At 58.4% G+C, this 22166-nt stretch carries 24 protein-coding genes and 1 tRNA gene; 9 read left to right on the forward strand and 16 right to left on the reverse strand.

Annotation, left to right across the window (positions count from 1 at the left end; translation table 11 throughout):
- Positions 1 to 140: 140 nt before the first annotated feature.
- The 6 genes from GAO09_RS25445 to GAO09_RS25470 form a co-directional block, all read right to left on the reverse strand.
- On the reverse strand, positions 141 to 776 hold the full coding sequence (locus GAO09_RS25445) for a LysE family translocator (RefSeq protein WP_153359062.1): 636 nt from the start codon (positions 774 to 776) through the stop codon (positions 141 to 143).
- A gap of 639 nt (positions 777 to 1415) precedes the next feature.
- Positions 1416 to 1865 (reverse strand): GNAT family N-acetyltransferase, encoded by a 450-nt coding sequence (locus GAO09_RS25450; RefSeq protein WP_324184754.1) that lies wholly within the window; start codon positions 1863 to 1865, stop codon positions 1416 to 1418.
- On the reverse strand, positions 1862 to 2113 hold the full coding sequence (locus GAO09_RS25455; RefSeq protein ID WP_153359066.1) for a hypothetical protein: 252 nt from the start codon (positions 2111 to 2113) through the stop codon (positions 1862 to 1864). The genes GAO09_RS25450 and GAO09_RS25455 overlap by 4 nt, the downstream gene beginning before the upstream one ends.
- A gap of 392 nt (positions 2114 to 2505) precedes the next feature.
- Positions 2506 to 3306, reverse strand: coding sequence for a glutamate racemase (gene murI / locus GAO09_RS25460; RefSeq protein WP_153359067.1), 801 nt, complete (start codon positions 3304 to 3306; stop codon positions 2506 to 2508).
- Positions 3293 to 4135: an RNA methyltransferase gene (locus GAO09_RS25465; protein ID WP_153359069.1), complete on the reverse strand. Its 843-nt coding sequence runs from the start codon at positions 4133 to 4135 to the stop codon at positions 3293 to 3295. The genes murI and GAO09_RS25465 overlap by 14 nt, the downstream gene beginning before the upstream one ends.
- 94 nt (positions 4136 to 4229) lie before the next feature.
- A complete protein-coding gene (locus GAO09_RS25470) occupies positions 4230 to 4760 on the reverse strand; it encodes a hypothetical protein (RefSeq protein ID WP_153359071.1) in 531 nt (176 codons plus the stop codon).
- Positions 4761 to 4967: 207 nt separating this feature from the next.
- On the opposite strand from GAO09_RS25470, the gene GAO09_RS25475 reads away from it, so the two are divergent.
- Positions 4968 to 6182 (forward strand): NADP-dependent isocitrate dehydrogenase, encoded by a 1215-nt coding sequence (locus tag GAO09_RS25475; protein ID WP_153359073.1) that lies wholly within the window; start codon positions 4968 to 4970, stop codon positions 6180 to 6182.
- Positions 6183 to 6253: 71 nt separating this feature from the next.
- Here the strand turns inward: GAO09_RS25475 and GAO09_RS25480 are convergent, their stop codons facing one another.
- Positions 6254 to 6820, reverse strand: coding sequence for a hypothetical protein (locus tag GAO09_RS25480; RefSeq protein ID WP_153359075.1), 567 nt, complete (start codon positions 6818 to 6820; stop codon positions 6254 to 6256).
- A gap of 139 nt (positions 6821 to 6959) precedes the next feature.
- On the opposite strand from GAO09_RS25480, the gene GAO09_RS25485 reads away from it, so the two are divergent.
- Both GAO09_RS25485 and GAO09_RS25490 read left to right on the forward strand, forming a co-directional pair.
- Entirely contained in the window at positions 6960 to 7409 is a 450-nt protein-coding gene (locus GAO09_RS25485; RefSeq protein ID WP_153359077.1) for a GNAT family N-acetyltransferase, read from the forward strand.
- A gap of 63 nt (positions 7410 to 7472) precedes the next feature.
- A complete protein-coding gene (locus GAO09_RS25490) occupies positions 7473 to 8102 on the forward strand; it encodes a glutathione S-transferase family protein (protein WP_153359079.1) in 630 nt (209 codons plus the stop codon).
- Positions 8103 to 8347: 245 nt separating this feature from the next.
- On the opposite strand, the gene GAO09_RS25495 is transcribed toward GAO09_RS25490, so the two are convergent.
- Positions 8348 to 9253: a S1C family serine protease gene (locus GAO09_RS25495; RefSeq protein ID WP_153359081.1), complete on the reverse strand. Its 906-nt coding sequence runs from the start codon at positions 9251 to 9253 to the stop codon at positions 8348 to 8350.
- Positions 9254 to 9467: 214 nt separating this feature from the next.
- Here GAO09_RS25495 and GAO09_RS25500 point away from each other — a divergent pair, with 214 nt between their 5' ends.
- Entirely contained in the window at positions 9468 to 9806 is a 339-nt protein-coding gene (locus GAO09_RS25500) for a hypothetical protein (RefSeq protein ID WP_324184756.1), read from the forward strand.
- A 140-nt stretch (positions 9807 to 9946) separates the two neighbouring features.
- Positions 9947 to 11182 carry a peptidase T gene (gene pepT, locus GAO09_RS25505; protein ID WP_153359083.1) on the forward strand — a complete coding sequence of 412 codons (1236 nt, stop codon included), beginning with the start codon at positions 9947 to 9949 and terminating at the stop codon, positions 11180 to 11182.
- A 72-nt stretch (positions 11183 to 11254) separates the two neighbouring features.
- Here the strand turns inward: pepT and GAO09_RS25510 are convergent, their stop codons facing one another.
- From GAO09_RS25510 to GAO09_RS25520, 4 genes are all read right to left on the reverse strand, one after another.
- Complete coding sequence (locus tag GAO09_RS25510) at positions 11255 to 12877, reverse strand: ABC-F family ATP-binding cassette domain-containing protein (protein WP_153359085.1); 1623 nt, start codon at positions 12875 to 12877, stop codon at positions 11255 to 11257.
- A gap of 85 nt (positions 12878 to 12962) precedes the next feature.
- Positions 12963 to 13091, reverse strand: a complete 129-nt coding sequence (locus GAO09_RS30290; protein WP_274379785.1) for a hypothetical protein — start codon at positions 13089 to 13091, stop codon at positions 12963 to 12965.
- 341 nt (positions 13092 to 13432) lie between these two features.
- A complete protein-coding gene (gene tig, locus GAO09_RS25515; RefSeq protein ID WP_153359087.1) occupies positions 13433 to 14911 on the reverse strand; it encodes a trigger factor in 1479 nt (492 codons plus the stop codon).
- Positions 14912 to 15075: 164 nt separating this feature from the next.
- Positions 15076 to 15160, reverse strand: a tRNA-Leu gene (locus GAO09_RS25520).
- Between the two features lie 740 nt (positions 15161 to 15900).
- On the opposite strand from GAO09_RS25520, the gene GAO09_RS25525 reads away from it, so the two are divergent.
- The 3 genes from GAO09_RS25525 to trmFO all read left to right on the forward strand — a co-directional run bounded on the left by GAO09_RS25525 (position 15901) and on the right by trmFO (position 18701).
- The gene (locus GAO09_RS25525) at positions 15901 to 16047 is read left to right on the forward strand and encodes a DUF1127 domain-containing protein (RefSeq protein ID WP_153359088.1); all 147 of its coding nucleotides are present in this window, start codon (positions 15901 to 15903) and stop codon (positions 16045 to 16047) included.
- 257 nt (positions 16048 to 16304) lie between these two features.
- A complete protein-coding gene (locus GAO09_RS25530; RefSeq protein ID WP_132273419.1) occupies positions 16305 to 16448 on the forward strand; it encodes a DUF1127 domain-containing protein in 144 nt (47 codons plus the stop codon).
- Between the two features lie 849 nt (positions 16449 to 17297).
- Positions 17298 to 18701: a methylenetetrahydrofolate--tRNA-(uracil(54)-C(5))-methyltransferase (FADH(2)-oxidizing) TrmFO gene (trmFO, locus tag GAO09_RS25535; RefSeq protein WP_153359090.1), complete on the forward strand. Its 1404-nt coding sequence runs from the start codon at positions 17298 to 17300 to the stop codon at positions 18699 to 18701.
- An 88-nt stretch (positions 18702 to 18789) separates the two neighbouring features.
- Here trmFO and GAO09_RS25540 read toward each other — a convergent pair whose 3' ends face one another.
- From GAO09_RS25540 to yajC, 4 genes are all read right to left on the reverse strand, one after another.
- Positions 18790 to 19260 (reverse strand): hypothetical protein, encoded by a 471-nt coding sequence (locus GAO09_RS25540; protein WP_153359091.1) that lies wholly within the window; start codon positions 19258 to 19260, stop codon positions 18790 to 18792.
- A gap of 146 nt (positions 19261 to 19406) precedes the next feature.
- Positions 19407 to 20261: a phytoene/squalene synthase family protein gene (locus GAO09_RS25545; RefSeq protein ID WP_324184758.1), complete on the reverse strand. Its 855-nt coding sequence runs from the start codon at positions 20259 to 20261 to the stop codon at positions 19407 to 19409.
- A gap of 23 nt (positions 20262 to 20284) precedes the next feature.
- Entirely contained in the window at positions 20285 to 20671 is a 387-nt protein-coding gene (locus GAO09_RS25550) for an Mth938-like domain-containing protein (RefSeq protein WP_153359094.1), read from the reverse strand.
- 47 nt (positions 20672 to 20718) lie between these two features.
- Positions 20719 to 21075: a preprotein translocase subunit YajC gene (gene yajC / locus GAO09_RS25555; protein WP_153359096.1), complete on the reverse strand. Its 357-nt coding sequence runs from the start codon at positions 21073 to 21075 to the stop codon at positions 20719 to 20721.
- A 200-nt stretch (positions 21076 to 21275) separates the two neighbouring features.
- Here yajC and GAO09_RS25560 point away from each other — a divergent pair, with 200 nt between their 5' ends.
- Complete coding sequence (locus GAO09_RS25560) at positions 21276 to 22160, forward strand: ATP-binding protein (protein ID WP_153359098.1); 885 nt, start codon at positions 21276 to 21278, stop codon at positions 22158 to 22160.
- The last annotated feature ends 6 nt before the right edge of the window (positions 22161 to 22166 follow it).

Here is a 22166-nt window from a genome sequence, read left to right on the forward strand (position 1 = left end):
AAATGCTAAAGAATTGATATCATTGAAGCCGCGATCCACGGACACATTTCAGCGCCGGCGCGACTCCCGCCCTATAACAGAGATCTGGATTCGTTTCGCGGTTCAAGAGACGAAATGCACAGTCTTTGCTTCTGCGCTTCTCACGCCGCCCGCTTGAGGCCGAGCGACAACAGCCCTGCCCCGATCATCAGCGAACCGCCGGTGCGGTTAACGATGGTCTGCACCTTCGGCTTGCGGATCGTATCGCGTGCCATTGAGGCCAGCAGGCCGTAAAGCGAGGCATTGATGGTCGCCAGAATGAGGAATGTCACTTCGAACACGGCCATCTGGAAAAATAGCGGCTTGGTGAGATCCAGGAACTGCGGCAGGAAGGCCACGAAAAAGACGATGCTTTTCGGGTTCAGCGCCGTGACGGCGTAGGTGTGAAGGAACACGCGCAACGGCCGGACCGCCGATGCTTCCGCGCCGCCATCCTCCACCGCCTGCCCTGCCACCGGCGCGCGCCAAAGCTTTATGCCGAGATAGATCAGATAGGCAGCACCAACCCATTTCAGCAGCGTGAATAATGCAGCCGATGTCGCCAGCAAGGCACCAAGTCCGAGCATGGAAGCCGTCATCGCCGTAAAATCACCCAGCGCCACGCCTGCGACCGTCGCGCTGGCAACCTTGCGCCCGTGCGTTATCGAATAGGAGATGACCAGCAGGATTGTCGGCCCCGGAATGGCCAGAAGAACGGCGGAAGCTGCAACGAAGGCCAACCAGTGTTCGATCGACATGGATTTTTCTCCTCATAAGGAGGTAAGCAAGCCATGGAATGCGCAAACTGGCAAGCTATCGTTATCATGCGGCTTCGTCGTCCAACCGCCGTATCTTCGGCTGCTCCCGTTCCATGCCTGCGCCAGTTCGTAGCTCGCCTGCACGGCGAATCATGAACACGCCGTACCGGCACCGGCCCCTTCTGGACGAATCGCCAGATCGGGACTGACGGCAGCTCGACCATTCAACACCGTGATGGCGCAACACACGACATTCCAAGCCGCTCAACGGCCTCCGGCACAGAAAGCTGAAGCGGAGCTAAACATCGTCACGTAGAAGCTCGCCGAGGTCCTGCGGAGACTTCATCATGCGGCGCTCCTTCAACGATAGTCCTGATAATCGATGAGTTCGACATCCGCCCCGACAAACCGAAACGTCACGCGCCAATTCCCTTTGAGCGAACGCAATCGGAAACCGGGCGGGTGCAAATCGGCAGGGGCCGCCGCGACATCGAGCAAACCGAGGATACGCGCACGCTTTTCCGGCGTAGGCAGACTTAATCCCCTTCGTCGTGCCAGATCATAAAAGGCCTCCAAACCCTTGTGTCGAAAGCCCGCGACCATGCGCAACCGCATCGCATAAAGATAAGCTTAGCAACATTATCGGCACCACTCGTAGAGCACATCCGGCTCGCGCTCATCATTTTCGGCACCATCCGTTTCTCGCCTCGCGAGAAAGCCGTGCGCCTCATAAAAATGCCGTGCCCCGACATTGCGCTGGAACGTCCAAAGGTTCAGCACGTAATGTGCGGATTTTGCTTGCTTCAGCAGGCGTGCGCCAATGCCCTGCCCCTGAAACTGCGGCAGAACATAAAGCTGATCGATCCAGTTCTCGCGAAAAGCGATGACGCCGACGAGTTCATCCTGCCGCCCTACGCCCCAGATGGCGCAGTTCGCAAAAACATAGCCCGACCAGAAAGCCAGGTCTTCTTCCGGACTGTGACGGCTTGCAAGCCATGGAAGCCGCGCGTCGAATGCGTGGCGAAACACATTCGACGCGTCTGCCATATCCTTCAACGCCAACTGACGGCAGGTTAGCTCTTCGTTCACGGGTAGGCCCTCCATTGCAGAAATCGGGCCTGAAGGGCGCGGTCGACCTCAGGCATGATTTCGGGGGCACCGATATCGCGACGCATGTAGTTGTTCAGGTCGTCGATATGATTTTCACGCCAAGGCGTTCGCCGCCGCAGTGACGCGCCGATCAGCCCCTTCACAATCGCCCACGGACCGTGGCGACGCCACAGCGCCTCCAGCTGGGCTTCTAGTACATCATCAACCATTAATTGTAATTCACGCATAGCTTTTCCGTCCCGGCGCGCGCAAGCGGCCAGGTCCTTTCGAGGTCGGCGACGCGCACGGAAAAGCGGACGGCAAAAGGTGCCGAACGGATAAACCGTTTACGTCAGATTTTGAGATAAATGGATGCCGGAAGGCGGATTTCGGGCGTTATCAGCCCTTGAATGCCACTCGAAGCATATAGCGCAGGCCATTGCCGCGCATGGTTCGGGTGGATCCGCCATGGAGGCGATTGTGTGCAAAATGTGCTGTCATGTCATGCCTCCTATGTTTGAGTTGCGGATGTCGGGAACATGGCACGGGCTTTTTGGCGGCGCAAGTCCCCGCAATCGAAAATTGCATTCGGAGTGAAATCTGTTGCCATATCGCAACAGGAACCCTTCCGGCAGCGTCATCAATTCGTGCTGAGGCCAAAACCCTGCATCAGACGCCGCGTGGCAAAATCCGGATTACCGGAGGTGAAGACGGCAAAGTCGAACTCTTCCGGATGTTCGACGCCATCGACCAGCGGCACTTTGCGACGCGCCTGCCTTGCGATCGCCTCGGCCGGATCGAGCCAATCGACGGGCCATGGTGCGAGGCGGCGAAAAAGGTTGGCCATGAAAGGATAATGCGTGCAGGCCAGAACGACGATATCGGTCTTTTTGCCGTCCATCTCCACGAAACACGGCGCAATCTCGGCGCGGATCTCGTCGTCCGACAGCGCCTCGCCGCGAATATAGGCCTCGGCCATGCGGGCAAGGTTCTCCGAGCCGACAAGCCTCACATGGCATTGCGTGGCAAAGGACTGGATGAGATCGCGCGTATAGGCACGCTTGACGGTGCCGGGCGTCGCCAGAACGGAAACGAGGCCTGAACGGGTCCGCTCCGCCGCCGGTTTGATCGCCGGCACCGTGCCGACGAATGTCATGTCCGGAAATTTTTCACGAAGCGCTGCGCCCGCCAGCGTAAACGCGGTATTGCAGGCAATGATGCAGATCTCCGGGCGATAGTCAGAAAGCAACCTTTCGAACAGCGAGAGGATACGCGCGGTCAGCGCCTCTTCCTCCCAGCCGCCATAGGGAAAACCGGCATCGTCGGCGACATAGATGAAACCGCGTTCCGGCATCAGCACGCGCGCCTCGCGCAGCACTGTCAGCCCGCCAATGCCTGAGTCGAACACCAGTACCGGCCGCGAAACATTATTCGCCGTCATTCCCCTCGATCTCCGTAGCCTCACCCTTTTCCGCCTTCTGCTGCCGCGGTACGACTTTTCGTGGCCATTGCCGCGGGAAACGATCGAGCGAATTGATCACGCCGCGAAACACGCTGATTTCTTGGCTCGTAAAGGCCCGCCGCGTCAGCACAGCGCGGAGATTGTCGATCATTCTCGGCTTTTTCGCGGGCGGATGGAAATAATTGCGGGCATCGAGCGCCTCTTCCAGATGCTCGAACATGCCGAACACCTGTTCCTTGGTGGACGGGCTTTGATCAAGCGCGTCGAACAGCGTCTCGGCATGATCCTCCATGCCGCACTTCATCCACTCATAGGACATCAAAAGCACGGCCTGGGCGATGTTGAGCGAGGCAAAGGCGGGATTGACCGGAAAGGTAACGATCTCGTCGGCCAGCGCCACTTCCTCGTTGGTGAGACCCCAGCGCTCGCGGCCGAACAGGATGCCGGTCTTTTCACCCGCCTTGAATTTCTGCTGCAGCGTCTGGCAGGCAACCACCGGCGAACGCACCGGCTTGAAACCATACCGTTCGCGCGCCGTCGTGGCGTAAACGAAGTTGAGATCGACGATCGCCTCTTCCAGCGTCTCATAGACCTTGGCGCCATCGATGACGTGATCGGCCTTGGAGGCGGCGGAGCGCGCCTTTTCACTGGGCCAGCCATCCCGCGGCTTGACGAGGCGCAGTTCGGCGAGGCCGAAATTGGCCATGGCGCGCGCCACCATGCCGATGTTTTCGCCAAGCTGCGGCTCGACGAGAATGATGGCGGGGCCTTCGGCGATCAGGACGCGTTCGCTATTGGTGCCAGACATGTATTTTTCCGGTTCTTCTTATAAAATGGTCAGCCGGCAATAGCGCGCATGTTCGCGCGCTTCAAGCATTGCGTCGGGATGGGCGACAGCCGGATTACTGTCCCTTGGCCAGTTCCTGCATCTCGGCATAAACGGAATCGCTCTCGTCATCCTCGTAACGATGAATGTCGTCGATGACCGGATGACCGTCTTCCGTGATCACGTCGAAATGCACCTTCTCGACGGAATTCTTGATCTCGTCATCATCCATGCAGGTCCAGAACTTGAAGCTGACGCCGACATCGGTGGCGCCATCCTTGCCCGGCTTCTCTTCCAGCTTCATATCCTGCAGCGGACAGCCATCCTGCGAATTGGTGATCACGTCGTAACCGAAGGGATCACCCGGCTGGCCGTTGTCGGTGTCATAGGCCGGATGTTTTGCCGCTTCGTGATAGGCCGCCTGAAACCGCTTGCTGAACAGTTTTGACAGTGGATCGGCATCGAAAATGAACTTCCAGTCGCTTTCCGCGCTCTTCCAGTTTTCGGACGTGATTCGCATCACCTCCTTCACCGGATCGGTTGCCTCCGCGGCTTGTGAAACAGAGGCTGCGACAGAGAAAAGCAGCGCGAACGAAAGGGTGCGCATCGAAATCAGTCCTTGAGGTGAGAGCGTTGTTGCGACCTTAATCGCCATGCGCATTTTGGCAATGACAATCATTGAAGAGATCGTCGCCCAAACTCTTTGCGTCACGTCAATGCGATGATATAGCGCATGCGCAAAGACCGTTTTTCCATCCGGGTGTGGCTGTTTTTCAACGGCCGTTCCCTCCAATCTCTTGAACGAGGCAGATATATGAAAAAGATCAAGGTCGCCAATCCCGTTGCAGATCTCGACGGCGATGAAATGACGCGCATCATCTGGCAGTTTATCAAGGATAAGCTGATCCATCCGTATCTGGACCTTGAAATCGACTATTACGACCTCTCGGTCGAAAACCGCGACGCCACCAACGACCAGGTCACCGTTGACGCCGCCCACGCCATCAAGAAGCACGGCGTTGGCATCAAGTGCGCGACGATCACGCCGGACGAAGACCGCGTGAAGGAATTCAACCTCAAGCAGATGTGGAAGAGCCCGAACGGCACGATCCGCAACATTCTCGGCGGCGTCATCTTCCGCGAGCCGATCATCTGCCAGAACGTGCCGCGCCTCGTTCCGGGCTGGACAAAGCCGATCGTTGTCGGCCGTCACGCTTTCGGTGACCAGTACAAGGCAACCGACTTCAAGTTCCCGGGCAAGGGCAAGCTGTCGATCAAGTTCGTCGGTGAAGACGGTCAGGTCATCGAAAAGGACGTTTTCGACGCTCCGAGCGCCGGCGTTGCCATGGCCATGTACAACCTCGACGAATCGATCCGCGAATTCGCCCGCGCTTCGATGATGTACGGCCTGATGCGCAAGTGGCCGGTCTACCTGTCGACCAAGAACACCATCCTGAAAGCCTATGACGGTCGCTTCAAGGACATCTTCGAAGAAGTCTACCAGACCGAATTCAAGGCAAAGTTCGACGAAGCCGGCATCACCTATGAACACCGCCTGATCGACGACATGGTTGCCTCGGCTCTGAAGTGGTCCGGCGGTTACGTCTGGGCGTGCAAGAACTATGACGGCGACGTTCAGTCCGATACCGTTGCACAGGGCTTTGGTTCGCTCGGCCTGATGACCTCGGTTCTTCTGTCGCCGGATGGCAAGACCGTCGAAGCAGAAGCTGCCCACGGCACCGTGACCCGTCACTACCGCCAGCACCAGAAGGGTCAGGAAACCTCGACCAACTCGATCGCCTCGATCTTCGCCTGGACCCGTGGTCTCGCACACCGCGCCAAGCTGGACGACAACGCCGAACTGGCCAACTTCGCAGCGACGCTGGAAAAGGTCTGCGTCGACACGGTCGAAGCCGGCTTCATGACCAAGGACCTGGCCCTGCTCATCGGCCCGGATCAGCCGTGGCTCTCCACCACCGCCTTCCTCGACAAGATCGACGAGAATCTTCAGAAGGCCATGGCTGCCTAAGCCAGAGCTGTTCGAAAGACACGAAACGGCGGGACGCAAGTTCCGCCGTTTTTTATTGCCCTGCCTTTAACTCATCTCAGAAACCGCAACACCGCATCGAAAGCCCCCGGTCGATAACGCCGCTTGGGTGCTTGCCGTGTCTCGTAGCGTATCCAGTCATCGATAACATGCACGATCTCCTTTTTGCTGTGATTGCACAGTCCGCCGAAATGCCGGCCACGACTTCCCATGAGTGCACCGGTCCCGACCACGAAACGAGCTAGCCATTTCATTTGCATTTCCGCCTCGATTTCGGCGGACAAGACAATCTGCACGATCGTTGTCTTCCCGGAATGACTGAGACACACGCTCTCCACACAGTTCCAGGGAATGACGTCAGGCCGGAGAGCCGGCCAAAACAATCCTTTATGGAATGCGACAAGCTCAACTTTCCGCTTCCAAGCAGCTTTCAGGAAAAGCGGCAGCCCAACAATGCATAGTGCCGCAAGGCCAACCAACAGCATGTCGATACCGACCCAGCCGCCTTTCGCCAGCTTTTGGAAAATAAACGGCAAGAGGACGACAAGCAAAATGACGGCCAACAACGCCAATAAGGCATGCAAGCCACGCGACCCCCTCACGACCAGATCCTGTGGCAATACATCACTCCAAAGCAAACCAGTGGGCGCTACGATAACACCGGCAGGTGAAGATTTTCTGCCTGATCACGGTTTTGGCATTGAAGGCTGACGAGATATGTTGGCATGTTGTCGAACATACGCTTCAGGGAGAGTGCCCATGGCCGCTGGTGTCGAAATTCGTCCTCTCATCCAGTCCGATCGCGCGGGCTGGGAGCCTTTGTTCGAAGCCTATCTGCGCTTCTACGACTCGGAACTTCCCAAGGAGCAATACGACGTTACTTGGGCGCGCTTTCACGACGATGCCGAGCCGATGCATGTGCTCGGCGCCTTTGATGACGGCAGGATGGTCGGCATCGTGCACGCCATTTTCCATCGCTCCACATGGCTGCCGGATACGACCTGCTATCTGCAGGATCTTTACGTGGATGGAAGCCAGCGTGGCCGTGGCGTCGGTGAAGCCCTGATCGAGAAGGTGGCGCTTCTCGCGCGCGACAAGAATGCCGGCCGCCTGTACTGGCTGACGCAGGAAGACAATGCCACGGCCCGCCGTCTCTATGACCGCGTTGCGGTGGCACCCGGCTTCATCCAGTATCGCAAGCCGCTATAAAATCCGCATAACGGAGTGGCCTCTCTGCTTCACCTCACCCTTTAATGCCCGATGGAGGAAACAATGGCTGAAAAGATTCTGTTCTATACCCATCCGATGTCGCGTGGCCGTATCATCCGCTGGATGCTGGAGGAAGTCGGCGTTCCCTATCAGGCCGAAATCATGCAGTTCGGCACCACGATGAAGGACCCCGAATACAAGGCCGTCAACCCGATGGGCAAGGTACCGGCCATCGTGCATGGCAAGACGGTGGTAACCGAATGCGCGGCCATCTGCGCCTATCTCGCGGACGCCTTTCAGGAAGCCAATCTGGCGCCACCGATAAAAGAACGTGGCGATTATTACCGCTGGATGTTCTTTGCCGCCGGCCCGCTTGAAGCCGCCGTCACCAACAAGACGCTCGGCGTGGAAGTTGCCAGCGACCGTGAACGCATGGTTGGTTACGGCAATTATACCGAGGTCATGTCGACCCTGGAGCGCGCCATCGCAAGCCATGAATTTGTCGGCGGTTATCGTTTTTCCGCCGCGGACGTTTACGTCGGCTCGCAGATCGGCTGGGGCCTGCAGTTTGGCACGATCGAGAAGCGTCAGGCTTTTGTCGATTATTACGGCCGCCTGTCGGAGCGCCCGGCCTACAAACGCGCTACGGAGATCGACGACGCTTTGGTACGTGAGATCAAGGCTGCGGGCTGAATTGGTTCCGGACTGCCCCGGCAGCAAAGCAAGCGTCGTTGAGCAGCGCAGCGTCTGCGGCACGATCGGCTCAAGTCAAGCGCGGTGTCCGGCTGAAAGGCTGGAGTGATAATTAGGACGCAGCTTTCAGCGCCCGGACGGTATGACCCGCAAATCGCCGGTGTTTTGAAAATCTCAGATCACCACGAGAAGCCTCTGCCCTGTTGCCGGGCAGACCCAAACCACCGTTACCGACGGGTTCACCCTTATTGGATCGACGGTTTTTTCAAGAAGCTGTTGCGATCGGCCGAACTGATGCGCAGCCAGGCTTCGCGGCCATCGCGCAGAACCCGCATAGGAATCTGTGCACCGGCCGGACCGCTGCTCCAGACCTTTCGGTAAAAATCGGCCAGCCCATCGACTTCACCATCGCGGATTTCGGAGATCACGTCGCCGCGTTTCAAGCCGCCCTGCGCCGCGGGGCTACCTTCGGCAACACTCATGACGACAACCTCACCGTCACTTTCGGCCGAAAACGCACCGAGCCAAGGCCGAGGCTCGCGGTCGATCTCGCCGCGGTTCAGAAGCTCGTCGAGAATGGGTCGTAAAATATCGATCGGCACGACCATGTTGATATCGGTCACTTCGTTACGCTGGCTCATCTGCAATCGCAGCGAACCGACACCGAGCAGCGTTCCTTCCGCATCGAACAAGCCCGCACCGCCCCATGAAGGATGCGCCGGAGCGATAAAGATCGCCTCGTCGAGCAGATATTCCCAGTAGCCGGCAAATTCCTGCTTGGCGACGATCGCCGACTGCACATAATCGCCGGTGCCATCAATAATCACGACCGGTTCGCCAACCTGCGCCTTGGCGGAATCACCCAGCGGCACTGCGGGCAGATCGAGCGGTCCCAGCGCCTGCAAGAGGCCGAACCCGCTCTCCTGATCATAAGCCATTGGATGGGCTGGTACGACCCGACCATCCTGCAGTGTCAGCCACACATCTTCCGCTTCGGTAATCAGGTAACCGATAGTCAGGATCAGTCCGTTTTCGCGGATGACGATACCACTGCCTTCACGCCGTGTTCCGAGCGAGCCGGCGGTGAACGCATCTTCGGGAATGGTGGCACGCACGGCCACGACGGACCGCATAATTCTCTCGATATCCATGGTTCGAACCCCGAGCATTGGGCAGGCGCACAGCTTGCACCCGCCGGATCATTGGCATTGAAGGTAAGAACTCATGACGCACCGCGCAAGTGGAAGCTTATACTCTGCAACCACTGCGTCTGCGGATTATTAAGCATTCACTCACGGATTTATTGCCGAAATTCACGCTCGTGTTACTAATATTTAGTCCAACTTTGGGCTTGGGAGACTTTCCGTGAATAAGAAAATCGCTTTCGCTGCAGCCATTGCTGCCGGCATCGTCGCGTCTGTCGGTTCGGCACGCGCCGATGACCTTGTCTTCACCCTCAAGAATGCGACCAATTCCACATTGGAGCGCTTTTACACTTCGCCGAACGGCGTCGATGACTGGGAAGATGACGTTTTTGGTCAGGATGTTCTGGAGCCGGGCCAGAGCGTGAAGATCACTATCGCCGACGGTCGCCGCGTCTGCAATTACGACATGCGTTTCGAATTTACGGAGGATTCCGATCTCGACACGACCGAGGACACACAGGATCTCTGCAAGATGGGATCCTACACGATCCACGAGTGACAGGCTCGCCTGGACGCCACCCATGAGGCCATCATGAAACCGATGCGGCCTCATGGGTACCATGCCAATATCTGGGCATTTCCGACCGCGCCTGCGGCCGCTATATCTTTGTCATTCAAGGCAATGATGGATTCCCCGATATGACCGATACCGTCCTCGACCGTTTTCTCCGTTACGTCGTCATCGACACCCAGTCGGACGCCTCCTCGCCCACTCAGCCTTCGACCGCCAAGCAGCTGACGCTCGGGAAGCTGCTGGTGGAAGAATTGCAGGCGATCGGAATTACCGACGCCCATCTCGACGAACATGGTTATGTCTACGCGACCATTCCGGCCACTTCGGCCAAGAACAATGTGCCGGTTATCTGCTTCTGCTCACATATGGACACCGCCCCCGACTTTTCCGGCACCGGCGTCAAACCGCAGGTGATCGAAGACTATCAGGGCGGCGACATCGTGCTTCCGGGCGACACGAGCCGCATCATCAAAGCCAGCGACAACCCGGAACTGGCCAACAATATCGGAAATACGATCATCACATCCGACGGCACGACCCTGCTTGGCGCTGATGACAAGGCGGGCTTGGCCGAAATCATGACGGCCGCCGAAATCCTGATGAGCAACCCCGATATCAAACACGGCGCCATCCGCCTTTTGTTCACCCCGGACGAAGAAATCGCCCGCGGCACGGACAAAGTAGACCTCCAGAAACTCGGCGCTGATTTCGGCTACACGGTCGATGGCGAAACGCCCGGCCATATCGAGGACGAAACCTTTTCGGCGGATGGTGTTGATATCGAGATCAAGGGCGTCGCCATCCATCCGGGCTTTGCCTTCGGCCGAATGGAAAACGCCATCCGCATCGCCGGCGATATCATTGCAAAACTGCCGCGCGACATGGCGCCTGAAAGCACCAAGGGCAAGCAAGGCTTTATCCACCCGACCGGCGTATCCGGCGCGATGGAAGGCGCCTCAATCCACCTCATCATCCGCGATTTCGTCGATGCCGGCCTGATCGAAAAGGAAGAGCTGCTCGAAGGCATCGTCAAGGAGGTCATGGCTACCTATCCGGGCTCGACCTACACGTTCAAGGTCACAGAACAGTACCGCAACATGAAGAACGTGCTCTCTGAGCACCCGCAGATCATGGATTACGCGCTTGAAGCGGTGGAACGCACCGGCATCAAGGCGGTTCGCGGCAGCATCCGCGGCGGCACCGATGGTTCCCGCCTCACCGCCATGGGCCTGCCCTGCCCCAACATCTTTGCCGGCGGCCACGCCTTCCACTCGCCGCTGGAATGGGTCAGCCATCAGGATATGGGCAAGGCCGTCACCACGCTGGTGGAACTGGCAAAGATCTGGGAAGAGCGCGCCTGATTTTGCGCTGACGTGAGAATACAAAAAGCGGCCTCGACGGGCCGCCTTTTCCATATTCGCAGTAGTAACCGATCAGACGTGCAGGCCGGGCGCCTCATAACCGGTACGCTCGACATATTCGGTATAACCGCCACCATACTGGTGAATGCCATCCGGCGTCAGTTCCAGCACACGGTTGGACAGTTCCGACAGGAAATGACGGTCATGGCTGACAAACAGCATCGTGCCCTCATATTCCGACAGCGCCTTGATCAGCATTTCCTTGGTGTCGAGATCAAGGTGGTTGGTCGGCTCGTCGAGAACGAGGAAATTCGGCGGATCGAACAACATGGCCGCCATCACCAGACGCGCCTTTTCACCACCGGACAGCACGCGGCACTTCTTCTCGATATCATCGCCTGAAAAACCGAAGCAGCCGGCCAGCGCGCGAAGCGAACCCTGCCCGGCGCGTGGAAACTCGCTTTCCAGCCATTCGAACACGGTCTGCTCACCATCCAGAACATCCATGGCATGCTGGGCGAAATAGCCCATCTTGACGCTGGCGCCGAGGCCCACCGTGCCTTGATCGGGCTCTGTCGAGCCGGCAATCAGTTTCAAAAGCGTCGATTTTCCGGCACCGTTGATGCCCATGATGCACCAGCGCTCCTTGCGGCGGATCATGAAGTCGAGGCCTTCATAGATCGTGCGGCTGCCATAGGCCTTGTGCACGCCCTTGAGGTTGACGACATCTTCCCCCGAACGCGGCGCGGGCAGGAATTCGAAAGCGACCGTCTGGCGACGCTTTGGCGGCTCGACGCGTTCGATCTTGTCGAGTTTCTTGACGCGGCTCTGCACCTGCGAGGCATGGCTTGCGCGCGCCTTGAAACGCTCGATGAACTTGATTTCCTTGGCCAGCATCGCCTGCTGCCGCTCGAACTGCGACTGCTGATGTCTTTCGTTCAGTGCACGCTGCTCTTCGTAGAATCCGTAATCGCCGGAATAGGAATTGAGCGATCCGGCATCGATCTCGATGATTTTTCCGACGATGCGGTTCATGAACTCGCGGTCATGCGACGTCATCAGCAATGCGCCGTCATACCCCTTGAGGAAGGCTTCGAGCCAGATCAGGCTTTCGATATCCAGATGGTTGCTCGGTTCGTCGAGCAGCATCACGTCCGGCCGCATGAGAAGAATGCGGGCAAGCGCAACACGCATCTTCCAGCCGCCCGAAAGCTTGCCGACATCGCCGTCCATCATTTCCTGGGAAAAGCTCAGGCCATCCAGAACTTCGCGGGCACGGCCTTCCAGACCATAACCGTCGAGTTCCTCGTAACGGGCCTGCACATCGCCATAACGCTCGATGATCTGATCCATTTCATCCATGCGGTCGGGATCGACCATGGCGGCTTCCAGCTCGCGCAATTCCGCCGCGACAATGCTGACAGGCCCCGCACCTTCCATGACTTCCGCCACGGCACTGCGGCCCGACATTTCCCCGACATCCTGATTGAAATAACCGATCGTTACGCCCTTATCGACGGAGACCTGCCCCTCATCCGGCTCTTCGCTGCCAGTGATCATGCGGAAAAGCGTCGTCTTGCCGGCGCCGTTCGGGCCGACCAGACCGATCTTTTCGCCCCTGTTGAGGGCTGCGGTCGCCTCGATGAAGAGAATGCGGTGGCTGTTCGACTTGCTGATGTTTTCGATGCGGATCATGGCTGCCGGTTCGCAATAAGGGAAATCGGCTGCCTTATGTCATGGGAGACGGCTTGTGTCGCGGGGTTTTATGCCGACGCGGATATCATTCGGCCGGATGGCGGTCGGGCCGTGTTTTCCGTTCATTGTAGCGCGAGTACAAGGCGATCCCCATACCGATCGCAGCGACGATCCATGGTAGAACGTACCAGAAGAAAAAATAGGCGGATGTCATGATCTCAATCCTCCGAGAACAAGCCGTCCTGCCAGATGTAATACCAAAGCTGCGGCAATCCAACTGGCAACGGCCGACAGAACACCCCAGGTCAGGCTGATAGCAGCCACATGTGAACCCTGCCCTATTGCTCCCACCGCAAGACACGCCGTAGATGCCCTATCGAGCGCCGCAGCGAGATATTTTGTTCGCTCGTTATGCACCAACGCCATGACGACCCCACATCATGATCACTGGGCGCATTAATTCTCATTATTGGGCTGTTTCCAACCCACGCCCAAAACATGAAAAAGGCCGGGCTGTTTCCAACCCGGCCTTCCCAATTTCCAATCCGAAAAGGATTATTCGGCGCTGTCTTCAGCGGCCTTCTTCTTCGGAGCAGCCTTCTTCTTCGGAGCGGCTTCTTCGCCTTCGGCAGCGTCGTCAGCCTTGGCAGCAGCCTTCTTCTTGGAAGCAGCCTTCTTCGGCTTTTCCGAAGCGTCGTCTTCGTCGTCGGCCATCAGCTCTTCCTTGCTGACGGTCTTGTCGGTGACGTCAACTTCAGACAGCAGCTTGTCGATGACCTTCTCTTCGAAGATCGGCGCGCGCAGCGAAGCGGAAGCGCCCGGCGTGTTGCGGAAGAAATCGAGGATCTCCTTCTGCTGGCCCGGGAACTGTTGCAGCTGTGCGTAAAGCGCGCGCTGCATTTCTTCTTCGGTCACTTCGACGCCGGCCTTTTCGCCGATTTCGGAGAGAACGAGGCCGAGACGAACGCGGCGTTCAGCCAGTTTGGTGTATTCGGCGCGGGCTTCTTCCTCGGTCGTGTCTTCGTCGGCAAAGGTCTTGCCGGACTGAGCGAGGTCGGTGTTGATCTGGCGCCAGATGTTTTCGAACTCGGCGTCGACGAGGCCCTGCGGCGCGTCGAACTTGTACAGTTCGTCGAGCTGGTCGAGGATCTGACGCTTGACCTTCTGACGGGTCACGTTGCCGTACTGGCCTTCGATCTGGCTGCGAACGATTTCCTTCAGCTTGTCAGCCGATTCGAGACCAAGCTTGGTCGCGAGGTCGTCGTTGATTTCCAGTTCGGCAGCGGCAGCGACTTCCTTGACGGTGATGTCGAAGGTGGCTTCCTTGCCGGCGAGGTTCGCAGCCGGATATTCGGTCGGGAAGGTTACGGTGATGACCTTCTCATCGCCAGCCTTGACGCCGACCAACTGGTCTTCGAAGCCCGGGATGAAGCGGTTGGAACCGATGACCAGTTCGGCATCTTCGGCAGCGCCGCCATCAAAGGCTTCGCCGTCGACCTTGCCGAGGTAGTTCATGGTGACGCGATCGCCTTCAGCGGCCTTGCCCTTCTTGGTTTCGTAAGAACGGGCGCTTTCGGCGATCTTGAGGATCTGCTCGTTGACTTCGTCTTCAGAAACTTCAACGACTTCGCGCGTGACCTTGATGCCGTTGGTCGGCTTCAGTTCGATCGGCGGAATGACTTCGTAAGAGATGCTGAATTCGAAATCGGCCTGCGCGGACAGGATCTTGTCGGCTTCGGCTTCGTCCTCGGTCATGGAGATCGAAGGCTGCGTCGCGGACTTTTCACCACGATCCGACAGGATCTGTGTCGGGCGCTCGCGGACGATCTCGTTGACGAGTTCAGCCATGATCGACTTGCCGTAGGTCTTCTTCAGGTGCGCAAGCGGCACCTTGCCCGGACGGAAGCCGTTGATGCGGACCTTATCCTTGGCGTCGGCGAGGCGCACGTTCATCTGCGCTTCCATGTCCTTGGCCGGGATGACGACCTTGAGTTCGCGCTTCAGGCCCTCGGAGAGGGTTTCGGTAACCTGCATTGTCTAACCTTCATATCAAACAGCTGTGTGCACACGGCCGTGGTTTCGATCGCACGGTCCCGGAAACACAGCCGGCCGTGGCTTCAGATACAATCTCGGACGCAACCGGGGAGCTACAGCAGTTCTACGGCCTATAAAGGCTCCAACTGCCAACTCCGCGGCTCTGGTGCGGGTAGAGAGACTTGAACTCCCACGCCTTGCGGCACCAGAACCTAAATCTGGCGTGTCTACCAATTTCACCATACCCGCGCACCGAACCGCGACGAAAATCCTCAATTCAGAGGCCTTCCGGAGCGCGCGTCTCTATATCACCCGTTTTTCAGCACGCAAAGGAAAAATGACAGTTTTTGCACGCCCATACAGCCGCTTCCAACGCTTTATATTGCCATCGCTGTCATCACCGCCCGCATGCATGCCTGTCGCAGGCATTTCGGAAAGAACCGCAGAAAGCCGCAGATGTGCAGCATTCCGTGCGATTTACCAAAAAGCAATGCGCTCGCAGCATGGCTCTCTTTCCCAGATTGCACTCCACATTCAGGCCGGATTGTTTATAACAAAGCCATGCAAGCGATACATAACGCTTGCAACGGCCGGCAGCCGGATGATCACATCAAATCACCCTCAAGCGTCAGCTTGTGATGCAAATTCGGGGTCGCGCATCTCCTCCTCCCAAGCGCCTCCTTGATAGACTAGCGATCCTCCTCCTCCCGGTCGCTGGTCGTTTTCTACGACGCCCACCGGACCTCCTCCCCCGGTGGGCGTTTCACATTCAGCAAACATCGGTCAGACAGCCCATGCGCAGCAAATCTTGTGTGCGCCTGCCTCCATTTTGCTCATTTCCCTAATCGAACTTAACCAGGCCTGCACTTCACGCATAGGTACCCTTCGGGAATAGCGCTGTTCAGCCAATTAAATCGATTTATATTCCGACTCATGAAATTGACGCCGGTCAAGAACAGCGCCGGCAAGCCTCAAAAAAGGAACTCGCCATGAACATCGCTCGCTCGCTCACCAACTGGCGCAAGTATCGTCAGACCGTAACCGAACTCGGCCGCATGTCGGACCGCGAACTGCACGACCTCGGCATCGGCCGCAACGACATTCGTCGCGTTGCCCGCACCGCCGTCGGCAACTGATTTCCTCAAGCCCACAAGGGCTTTGATGGATACCAAAAGAGCGCCCCTTGCCGGGCGCTTTTTTTGTGCTTTATTCCTGCCACACAATTGCCCGGCACTGCACGACAAAGCGGCAAAGCGCTTTTTTTGTTCAACATCCTGCACATTTGCATGGCAGTCGCTGATTTTTTGCACTGCGTTTTGTTGTTCGTCGGTTGTATAAGCTCCTCAGTCGCCGAGGCAAAACGCGCTCGGCATCAGATCACTCGAGGAAAACCATGAACCCGATCCGCATCGCCAAGAACTGGATCAGCTATCGCCGCACCATGAACGAGCTCGGCAACCTGTCGAACCAGGCCCTGACCGATATCGGCCTGACGCGCTACGACATCCGTAACGTTGCTGCCCGTTCCTACCGCTAAGTATATCCTCGCGGCATGAGGCCGCGTTCATGGGGGATGTCGATTGACCGATATCCCTTCGACGGCGCCCACGTGGCGCCGTTCGCATGTCTGGGCATACCTGCCCTCGATTGGCCCTTTTCGCCTTGCGCTCCACACACACTCCGGCAGCCGTCCTCGCGCGCTCTTAAGCCGCCGCCAGACGATCAGCCCATCCATCGCCCATCGGCGTTGACCTCTCGCTCTGTGTTTCCATGTCGCAATCCGACCATTGCCGCAGGACATTTGCGACAAAGACAAAATACATCCGCGCAAAAACAATCACTTGTAAAATAGTTGCGTCTGGTTTCGTCCACCCTCCCAAAACCCATGCCTACAATTCTCGTGTTCCATCGTGGATACACCGGGAGGCGTCCCGGCGAGTTGGAGCCGGCGCAGGGCATAGGGTGAGACGCAAAACCTCATATCTTGGGTTCGCGGAAACTGGTTCCCCTCCGGCGACACGGGGGAAACGGCAAGGTGGTCAAACGCCTCTCCGTTTCTGAAGCCCGAAAGAGCGCGCCGGGCGTGCCTGTGCGGCACACATGATCGCCGGTTCGTGAGCAATCATGGGCACGGCTTTTGCAGAGGGACCGAAGTCGTGGGCAAAAACCGTCCAACGGGGCACTGAGAGGTGTCAATTACTCACTAAATTACGAGGCAGCTTTCAGTGCCCCGACCACATGCCTCGCAAAACGGCGGGTGTTTTTTGAAAATCGAAGATCGCCAAGTGACAACTGCGCTCTTATTTCGGGCCTGCTGTGTGTGATGGCAGGGCCGCGCCATGCTTTCCGGTTGGACGGCGAATGCGCGCATGATAATGAGCGCGCCATGACAAACACGCTCCCTTCCCCCATTCACGTTATCGGCGGCGGCCTTGCCGGTTCCGAAGCCGCCTGGCAGATCGCCAAGGCCGGCGTTCCGGTCATCCTGCACGAGATGCGCGGCACGCGCGGCACCGATGCCCACAAGACCGACGGCCTTGCCGAGCTGGTCTGCTCCAACTCGTTCCGTTCCGATGATGCGACGGCCAATGCTGTCGGCGTCATCCATGCGGAAATGCGCCTTGCCGGCTCCCTGATCATGGCCTGCGCCGACAGGAACCAGGTCCCAGCCGGCGGTGCGCTGGCAGTCGACCGCGACGGTTTCTCCGATGCCGTCACCGCCGCCATTCACGATCATCCGCTGATCACGGTTGTGCGCGAGGAAGTCACAGGCCTGCCGCCTGCAGACTGGGATCTCGCCGTCATCGCCACCGGTCCGTTGACATCCCCGGATCTCGCCGCCTCCATCCAGTCGGAAACCGGCCAGGATGCGCTCGCCTTTTTCGACGCCATTGCGCCGATCATCCATCGCGATTCGATCAACATGGATGTGTGTTGGTACCAGTCGCGTTACGACAAGGTCGGCCCCGGCGGCACCGGCAAGGATTACATCAACTGCCCGCTCGACAAGGATCAGTACGACGCCTTTATCGACGCGTTGATCGCTGGCGACACGGTCGGCTTCAAGGAATGGGAAGGCACGCCCTATTTCGACGGCTGCCTGCCGATCGAGGTGATGGCAGAGCGTGGTCGCGAAACCCTGCGTCACGGCCCGATGAAACCGATGGGCCTGACCAATGCGCATAACCCGACAGTGAAGGCTTATGCCGTCGTGCAGCTGCGACAGGACAATGCGCTCGGCACGCTCTACAATATGGTCGGTTTCCAGACGAAGCTGAAATACGGCGCACAGGCCGAGATCATTCGTCTGATTCCCGGCCTCGAAAATGCGGAATTCGCCCGTCTCGGCGGCCTGCACCGCAATACCTATATCCAATCACCGGTTCTGCTCGACAACTCGCTGACCTTGAAGAGCCGCAAGGGACTGCGCTTTGCGGGCCAGATCACCGGCTGCGAAGGGTATGTCGAAAGCGCGGCTGTCGGCCTGCTCGCCGGTCGTTTTGCCGCTGCAGAGCGCAAGGGCGAAGCACCGTCGCTGCCGCCGGCCACCACGGCGCTCGGCTCGCTGCTCAACCACATCACCGGTGGCCACATCATGTCCGACGATGAGCCGGGCAAGCGCTCGTTCCAGCCGATGAACATCAATTTCGGGCTTTTCCCGGAACTGGAACCGGGCTCGATCGTCAAGCCGGAAGGCGTGAAGCGTTTTCGCGGCAAGGACAAGACGATCATGAAGCGGCAGCTGGTATCCGCCCGCGCGCTGAAAGACTGCAAGGAATGGCTCGGCTGAGCACGCCCCTCGCGGGATACATCGATGACGAACGAAAAAGCCCGCTGATGCGGGCTTTTACATATGATCAGACTGAGTGTCTGCTGCGTCAGACCGTCGGCTGTTCGCCGGGCCTGCCTTCTTCTGCAGCAGCCTTGTCTGCGGCGCTGACATAATTGCCGAGCAGCCAAAGCCCCACTTCCGCAGCAATCTCCTGGCTTGGAAACACGAATTCGCCGTTCTGTGTCGGCGCGTCGAGGAACTCGATGACAAAGCCCTTGCCATCGGCATTGCTCGTTGCGCGCGCCCGACCGGGCTGGATGACATGGCAGGAATAGTGGCGACCGTAATTGCGCATCACGCCGGCCTTGCCGTCATGCAGGCGAATGAAGACGGCATTGCCGTCCGCCGTCTCATGCAATGCGCGGATCGCTTCCGTCGGAAAGGCGCGCCCGAATTCCAGAATGGCGAGACCCGGATCATGACGTTCGCCGTCTTCGCGATCCTTGGCCATGCGCGTGACATAATAAGCCAGCGCAACAACGATAACGCCGATGATCAACCAACTGACGAGGCTCATCTTTCCTCCCGAGAAAAACCCGCACCGTTGCGAGCATGCCGGCACTAGAGCATCAGGCTTGCGCGAGATTGGCCCTGCGACAGGTTAACCCGAATTACTTTATCAGAAATGTTTCTGGCCGCAAAAAAGTGCGCTGCATCGACCTGTCAGATACTACGGCGCAACAGCGCCGAGACCATGCGCAACTGCCGGCGCCATTGCAGCGGCAACAAGGATTGCTCAAGAACACTTGCGCCCAGCTTCCGCGCTTTTTTCAAGATAGCATCTGCCGCCGTTGCCGGCAGGAAGGCAGGCATGAGCGATGCCGGTATCTTGCCGGCTGCACGTGCCTTGCCCAGATGATCGAGACCAAGGCCGGCAAAGGCCTCGATAGCAGCCGAGATCCGCACCTTGTCGTCGCCGGCCAGGAACGTCTCACGGTCGAGGCCGACGGCCGATAGCAGATCGAGCGGAATATAAAGCTGGCCGCGCGTCGAGTGGATCGGCATCAGGAGTAGCGCACCCGATATGGCATGGGCAACGCCGGCATGACCGGCAGCCGTGGCTGACCTTGCCGCATCGGCCGGCGACAGAATGAGCCCGGCAAGCTGGATCAGCGCCGAAGCGGTTTCCCCCGCATAACCTTCGAGCGCATTGCGATCCGGAAAAGCGTCGTCATAGAGGTCGAAAATGCGGGCATCGAGCATGTCGACAAAAGTCTGACGCGGCAGGCGGTATGTTTCGACCGCTGCAAACAATGCTGCAGCAACCGGGTTGGCGTCCGCCTCTTCGTTCGGCCCCTCTTCGAACTGGCCGCGCCACCATTGCAGACGAATCTCGCCGGCCAGCGGCTGGCGGATCACATCGCGGATCTTTGCGATTTCGGCATTGAAGGCATAAAGGGCTGCCAGCGCGCCACGCTTGTCTTCCGGAGACAGCAGGCAGGCAAGATAACGATCGCGGTCGGTTTCGCGAAGCGTGGAGAGGCAGATGTCTGAATTGGCGTCGGCCGATGCGCTCACGGAGCCTTGTCCCTTATGGCGCTTCAGTCGACCGCGATCAGGGCCGCTGCCACCGGTCGCGATTCCATCAGCATGATATTGTAGGTGCGAACCGCAGCGCCGGTGTTCATCGGGTCCGATGCAATGCCGTGTTCATTGAACACTGCCTTCAGCGCTTTCGGGATGGGCCGCAGATCATTGCCGGTGCCGAGGATCAGGAATTCGATCTCGCCGGCATCCGCCAGCACCTTCTCGAAGGCACTCGCGTCAAGCGGCTCGCCTTCCGCAAAATCCCAGCCATAGATGCCGGACGGCAGGCAGAGGATCGAGCCGCGATGCGACATGTCGGCGAAGCGGAAACCGCCATTGCCATAAGCATCGATCTCGGCCCGGCCCGGAAAATGTGCGTCGCGGATCTGTAGAGGTTTCATCGGAAAGGATGCCCTTGCTGGATGTCGCGACGCCCGGATTGAATGTCTTACTTCGCGGCTTCGGTCTTGACCGGCTCGCCCTTGACGCGGACTTCGGCAACATAAGAGCGCAGAACGCGAACGCGGACATTTTCAGCGATTTCGACTTCGACTTCGTTGTCGTCGATGACCTTGGTCACCTTGCCGGCAATGCCGCCGCCGAGAACGACCTGGTCACCGCGACGGATCGCAGACAGGGTTTCCTGACGCTTCTTCATCTGGGCGCGCTGCGGACGGATCAGGAAAAAATACCAGACGACCATGAGCGGTGCGAAAAGGAAAAGCATTTCAAGGCCGGAGCCGAATGCGCCACCGGCTGCGGGGGCTGCACCACTGGCTTGGGCAAATGCCTCGGAAATAAACATCGATAACTCCCAGATTGACGCGATACGCGTAGAAAGCCGTAAAGGCCGCCGAAATATAGTAACCACCACCCCGAATGCAACAGAGACACCGGGTCGCGGGCTTGTTCGGCGTACCGTTTCAAAGCCTCCTACCCTTTCGAGACCTTGAACGCCATGCTACCGCCGGTCGAATACACAAAAAACCCGCACGGGAGCCCGATATGACCGACGAAAACACCGCTCTTCTGCTGGCCGAACTGCGCCGCCTCGCCAATGCCGTGGAGCGGCTCGCCGGGCCGCCACCGGCCGTAAACGACTGGAATGCCGCGGATTGTTTCGTCTGGGTGCCGGCAAACCAGTATCTGCAGCCGGTTCCGCGCCCCAACCGCGTGGCACTGACACTGATCCGCGGTGTCGATCACGTACGCGACATCCTGCATGAAAACACGCTGCGTTTTACCGAAGGTTACCCGGCGAATAACGTGCTTCTCTGGGGCGCGCGCGGCATGGGCAAGTCGTCGCTGGTCAAGGCCGTTCACGAAGATGTGCGCAAGGCAACCGGCGTTTCGCTGAAGCTGATCGAGGTACATCGCGAGGATATCTCCACGCTGCCGACGCTTCTCGACGTGCTGAAAAACTCCGGCCAGCGCGTCATCCTGTTCTGCGACGACCTCTCCTTCGACCATGACGACACCGCCTACAAGTCGCTGAAGGCGGCGCTCGACGGCGGTATCGAAGGCCGGCCGGACAATGTGCTGTTCTACGCCACCTCTAACCGCCGCCATCTCCTGCCGCGCAACATGATGGAAAACGAGCAGTCGACGGCCATCAACCCCTCCGAGGCGGTCGAAGAAAAGGTGTCGCTCTCAGACCGCTTTGGCCTCTGGCTCGGTTTCCACAAATGCAGCCAGGACGACTATCTGACGATGATCGATGGGTATGCCGACCACTTCGATCTCGGCCTCGACCGCGAGACCCTGCACCATCAGGCACTGGAATGGGCAACCACGCGCGGCGGACGCTCGGGCCGTGTGGCGTGGCAATACATTCAGGATCTCGCCGGCCGGCTGCGCAAGCCGCTTACTGCCCCCTTGGCCGGCAAATAAACACCA

Origin of the sequence: Endobacterium cereale, assembly GCF_009617585.1 — a bacterium.
Lineage (GTDB): Bacteria > Pseudomonadota > Alphaproteobacteria > Rhizobiales > Rhizobiaceae > Neorhizobium > Neorhizobium cereale.

Excerpts from the sequence above, each read along its gene's own strand:
- GAO09_RS25510 (WP_153359085.1), bottom strand. The coding sequence starts at position 12,877 with ATGATCCGCATCGAAAACATCAGCAAGTCGAACAGCCACCGCATTCTC.
- yajC (WP_153359096.1), bottom strand. The coding sequence starts at position 21,075 with ATGTTTATTTCCGAGGCATTTGCCCAAGCCAGTGGTGCAGCCCCCGCA.
- GAO09_RS25475 (WP_153359073.1), top strand. The coding sequence starts at position 4,968 with ATGAAAAAGATCAAGGTCGCCAATCCCGTTGCAGATCTCGACGGCGAT.
- murI (WP_153359067.1), bottom strand. The coding sequence starts at position 3,306 with ATGACGGCGAATAATGTTTCGCGGCCGGTACTGGTGTTCGACTCAGGC.
- GAO09_RS25490 (WP_153359079.1), top strand. The coding sequence starts at position 7,473 with ATGGCTGAAAAGATTCTGTTCTATACCCATCCGATGTCGCGTGGCCGT.
- GAO09_RS25485 (WP_153359077.1), top strand. The coding sequence starts at position 6,960 with ATGGCCGCTGGTGTCGAAATTCGTCCTCTCATCCAGTCCGATCGCGCG.
- GAO09_RS25495 (WP_153359081.1), bottom strand. The coding sequence starts at position 9,253 with ATGGATATCGAGAGAATTATGCGGTCCGTCGTGGCCGTGCGTGCCACC.
- tig (WP_153359087.1), bottom strand. The coding sequence starts at position 14,911 with ATGCAGGTTACCGAAACCCTCTCCGAGGGCCTGAAGCGCGAACTCAAG.
- GAO09_RS25525 (WP_153359088.1), top strand. The coding sequence starts at position 15,901 with ATGAACATCGCTCGCTCGCTCACCAACTGGCGCAAGTATCGTCAGACC.
- GAO09_RS25465 (WP_153359069.1), bottom strand. The coding sequence starts at position 4,135 with ATGTCTGGCACCAATAGCGAACGCGTCCTGATCGCCGAAGGCCCCGCC.
- GAO09_RS25540 (WP_153359091.1), bottom strand. The coding sequence starts at position 19,260 with ATGAGCCTCGTCAGTTGGTTGATCATCGGCGTTATCGTTGTTGCGCTG.
- GAO09_RS30290 (WP_274379785.1), bottom strand. The coding sequence starts at position 13,091 with ATGACATCCGCCTATTTTTTCTTCTGGTACGTTCTACCATGGATCGTC.
- GAO09_RS25445 (WP_153359062.1), bottom strand. The coding sequence starts at position 776 with ATGTCGATCGAACACTGGTTGGCCTTCGTTGCAGCTTCCGCCGTTCTT.
- GAO09_RS25455 (WP_153359066.1), bottom strand. The coding sequence starts at position 2,113 with ATGCGTGAATTACAATTAATGGTTGATGATGTACTAGAAGCCCAGCTG.
- GAO09_RS25560 (WP_153359098.1), top strand. The coding sequence starts at position 21,276 with ATGACCGACGAAAACACCGCTCTTCTGCTGGCCGAACTGCGCCGCCTC.
- trmFO (WP_153359090.1), top strand. The coding sequence starts at position 17,298 with ATGACAAACACGCTCCCTTCCCCCATTCACGTTATCGGCGGCGGCCTT.
- GAO09_RS25550 (WP_153359094.1), bottom strand. The coding sequence starts at position 20,671 with ATGAAACCTCTACAGATCCGCGACGCACATTTTCCGGGCCGGGCCGAG.
- pepT (WP_153359083.1), top strand. The coding sequence starts at position 9,947 with ATGACCGATACCGTCCTCGACCGTTTTCTCCGTTACGTCGTCATCGAC.
- GAO09_RS25530 (WP_132273419.1), top strand. The coding sequence starts at position 16,305 with ATGAACCCGATCCGCATCGCCAAGAACTGGATCAGCTATCGCCGCACC.
- GAO09_RS25470 (WP_153359071.1), bottom strand. The coding sequence starts at position 4,760 with ATGCGCACCCTTTCGTTCGCGCTGCTTTTCTCTGTCGCAGCCTCTGTT.